This is a genomic window from Vibrio sp. 10N.247.311.14 (genome assembly GCF_041467715.1).
GTDB classification, from domain to species: Bacteria; Pseudomonadota; Gammaproteobacteria; order Enterobacterales; family Vibrionaceae; genus Vibrio; species Vibrio crassostreae_C.
The window spans coordinates 1-3,458 of the sequence record NZ_JBFSVE010000104.1; the positions used below are offsets into that span (position 1 = coordinate 1).

The 3,458-nt window shown below is 42.4% G+C and carries 3 protein-coding genes; all 3 read left to right on the top strand.

Features of this window, described 5'->3' with window-relative positions:
* Positions 1–489: 489 nt before the first annotated feature.
* The 3 genes from AB6F11_RS21520 to AB6F11_RS21530 all read left to right on the top strand — a co-directional run bounded on the left by AB6F11_RS21520 (position 490) and on the right by AB6F11_RS21530 (position 3,330).
* Entirely contained in the window at positions 490–1,566 is a 1,077-nt protein-coding gene (locus tag AB6F11_RS21520) for a porin (protein ID WP_102393160.1), read from the top strand.
* A gap of 348 nt (positions 1,567–1,914) precedes the next feature.
* Entirely contained in the window at positions 1,915–2,547 is a 633-nt protein-coding gene (locus AB6F11_RS21525) for a fumarylacetoacetate hydrolase family protein (protein ID WP_017068641.1), read from the top strand.
* Positions 2,548–2,697: 150 nt separating this feature from the next.
* The gene (locus tag AB6F11_RS21530) at positions 2,698–3,330 is read left to right on the top strand and encodes a LysE family translocator (protein ID WP_104216058.1); all 633 of its coding nucleotides are present in this window, start codon (positions 2,698–2,700) and stop codon (positions 3,328–3,330) included.
* The last annotated feature ends 128 nt before the right edge of the window (positions 3,331–3,458 follow it).

Sequence of the window (3,458 nt, forward strand, 5' to 3'; positions counted from 1 at the left end):
CTTGTACGGTGGTGTGAGAGGACGGAGGCCGTGAGGCCTCCTCCTACTCGATTGTTTTTCTCTAATGAACTTTCTATTGAACGATTTTTCCTAGCTCATATTGGGATTTGTTTCACAAAGCTAAATATTTCAGCTGAGCTCTACGTGTTACAAAATGTTTCAAAGGCAAAGGCGAGCCTCTCGATGGTCTGATGAGTTACCTTGGGTTTAGATTTTTAATGCTTTCTTGGTGATTATAAAATCAAAAATAATCAAAGTAATTATCTCAAAGAATGAAAAGAGCTCCCAGTGATTGCTGTATTATTTATTTGTTTTAGAAGGTATTTTTGTTTTTTATAGTGCGATTTTTTTTATTTTATATATTTTAATGCAACTTTCTTGTCATTCGTATATTAGGGTTTGCCTACTTGTTAAATGCAGGTAACAACTTCTCCGTAAGCACGAGGTTGTTAGTGAATAACTCACCCAGTTACATAATGGACATGACAAATGAATAAGAAACTTTTAGCGCTAGCAATTTCTGGTGCAGTATTTGGTACACAGGCAGTTGCAGTAGAACTTTACAACGAAGACGGAACAACATTCTCTGTTGGCGGCCACGTTTCAGTTGCAGTTGGTGATGTAAACAGCGCTGACCGCCTTAACAGCGACGACATCGGTGTAGAAACTGTTTCTCCACGTATCAACTTCGGTGCAACTCATGAACTTGGTAACGGCTTTACTGCTGATGCTAAAGGTGAATGGGCGCTAAACATGCTAGACGGTGGTGATCAGTCATTCACAACTCGTCTTGGTTACGTTGGCCTTTCTCACGATGATTACGGTCGTGCAGCAGTAGGTACTCAATGGGCACCTTACTACAACGTTGCTGGTGTAGCAGATATGCCAATCGCATTTGCGAATGACTTCATCTACGAAGATCACGGTAATCTAGGTACTGGTCGTGCTGAAGAGATGGTGAGCTACGCTAACGCTGTGGATTTCGGTAACGCTGGCTCTCTAGCAATTGGCGTTGCATGGCAAGGTCGTAAGGTTTCTGACGAAAAATACAACGAAGTTGCTTCAGAGAATAAGTACGGCAACCGTGCTCAAATCGCGTTGAACTACGATATCGCTAACTTCTCTGTGAACTACGCTTACAATACTGGTGACGTTACTTTCGGTACTGGTGCTAATGTTGGTACTGATTCAAAGACTGCTGATTCTAATGTACTAAGTGCAACTTACGGTTCATACGGTTCTGAAGGTCTTTACGTTGCAGCTGTATACGCAGCGAACAACTACATGAATAATGGTAAGTTTGGCGTTATTTCAGAGTCTACAGGTTACGAATTTTTAGCATCTTACGCACTAGCTAACAGCCTTAACCTAAGCGTTAACTACGAAGCGGTAGAAGACGACAAGAACAGCGAAACTGTATACAGCACTTCAGCTCTACAAGCTGAATACAACTTCACATCTCAGTTCGTAGGCTTTGCTGGTTACCAGTTCGACCTACAAGGTTCTGGCGTGTACAAAGAAAAAGCTGATGACCAGTGGCTACTTGGTGCTCGTTACTACCTATAAGTCGCAGACTTATTTAGCATAGTGTTTACTCCTTAAGTTTACCTTTTAGGATACTGTCCTAGACACCATGCTAAGCCCTCTCAAGCCTTTGGTTTGAGAGGGCTTCTTTCGTTTTAATGCTCTTCAAATTTAACTGCCTACTTTAGTTTCATTTTCTCTAATTTATGTAAGCCGATGACTCTATTCCTGCTGGGTCGGTCGAGGTATACACCGATATTTACCTAAAAGTATTCAAATCAATGAATTGAGCTCAAGATCAGAATTTAGAGATCGGTAATCATCTTGTCGAAGACTCTCATTTTATGATGCGCTAAACTCTGCTCTCTAAAAATAGTTCAGGGATAAACTATGAGCAGCGTTGTCGATCAGGAACAGCTGATGAAGTCGAAACGAACAGCAACCCCAACAAAAGTACTGTGTGTTGGGCGTAACTATGTCGATCACATTGAAGAACTTAACAATGCGATTCCTGACTCTATGGTGGTGTTTAATAAACCAAGCACCAGCGTGACTTCCTCTCTTTCTTCGTTTCATCAAGAAGCACTGCACTATGAAGCTGAAATCTGCTTTATCGTTGAAAATGGCCAATACTCAGCCGTGGGCTTAGGGTTAGACCTCACCAAGCGTGAGTTGCAAAGTAGCTTAAAAGCGAAAGGCTTACCTTGGGAACGCGCCAAAGCTTTTGATGGCTCAGCCGTATTTAGTCGCTTTGTTCCAATTGATAACTTAGACCTTGCAGACTTAAACCTAGAGTTGTTTATTAACTGTGTTCGTGTTCAGAAAGGACATGTTGAGCAGATGCTTTACTCTCCAAAAACTATCCTAGAAGAGCTGTCTTCTTATACCACCTTACTAGACGGCGATGTTGTGATGACAGGTACGCCAAAAGGTGTTGGGGCCGTACATCGAGGCGATATCTTCCTTGGTCGCCTAAAGTGTGGCGATACGACATTGATTGAGATCGAATGGGTAGCAAGTTAATTAGTCTTTTCTATTTAGTTAATAAATTGGCTTTGTCGCTTAATGTTGGTTTTTAATTCGATTAAATAAACGTCGAACAACTGATTGTATCTGGAAGGGTGTTAGTAATTGATATAAAATCCGCCTCCGTTTTTATCAATGCTGACCCTCATGATCGACTTAACCATTTTACCTGTCTACCTGACTGCCGTTGTTGCACTTCTTCTTTTACCTGGCCCTGATATGTTACTGATTGCGAGTTCAAGCATGAGCTATGGCCGTAAGGTCGGCGTGTTTGCAAGCCTAGGTAATGCGACTTCTGGTATCATTCTGACAGTATTAGCGGCTATGGGTGTATCAGCGTTGATCGCAATGAGCCCAATAGCGCTTAAAGCTCTACATTTGTTAGGCGGCGCGTACTTGTTGAAGATGGGATGGGACTGCCTGCGAACAGATCAGGGTAACGCGCCTGAGTTAAGCGATAACTTTGCAGCAAAAGCCTACTATCAAAGAGCGCTAATCAGTAACCTGCTTAATCCTAAAGCGTTGGTTTTCTTTGTGATGTTTCTGCCTCAGTTTGTGTCGACGAATATTGAAGCGACTTCCGGTCAGCAGATGCTTGTTCTGGGTTTATTACTGAATGTTCTCGGCTTAACGTTTAACTTTTTGCTGGTGGCGTTAGTGGGTACGATTGGTAAATCTCTCGTAGAAAACGCGAAGTTTCGTACCTATCAACAGAAAGTCATGGGCGGAGTTTTCATCGTGTTAGCTATCTGGATGTTGTCTTCTTTCTTTACTTCGTAGACGAATCAAATCAGACATCTTCTCGTGGTTAGCCGCTGAGACAAAAATGGACGCTACGAGCGTCCATTTTTTATATTGTGCGCCGAGCATGGCGTTGATCTAGGAGGTGAAAGTCCTCTACGGGCTCA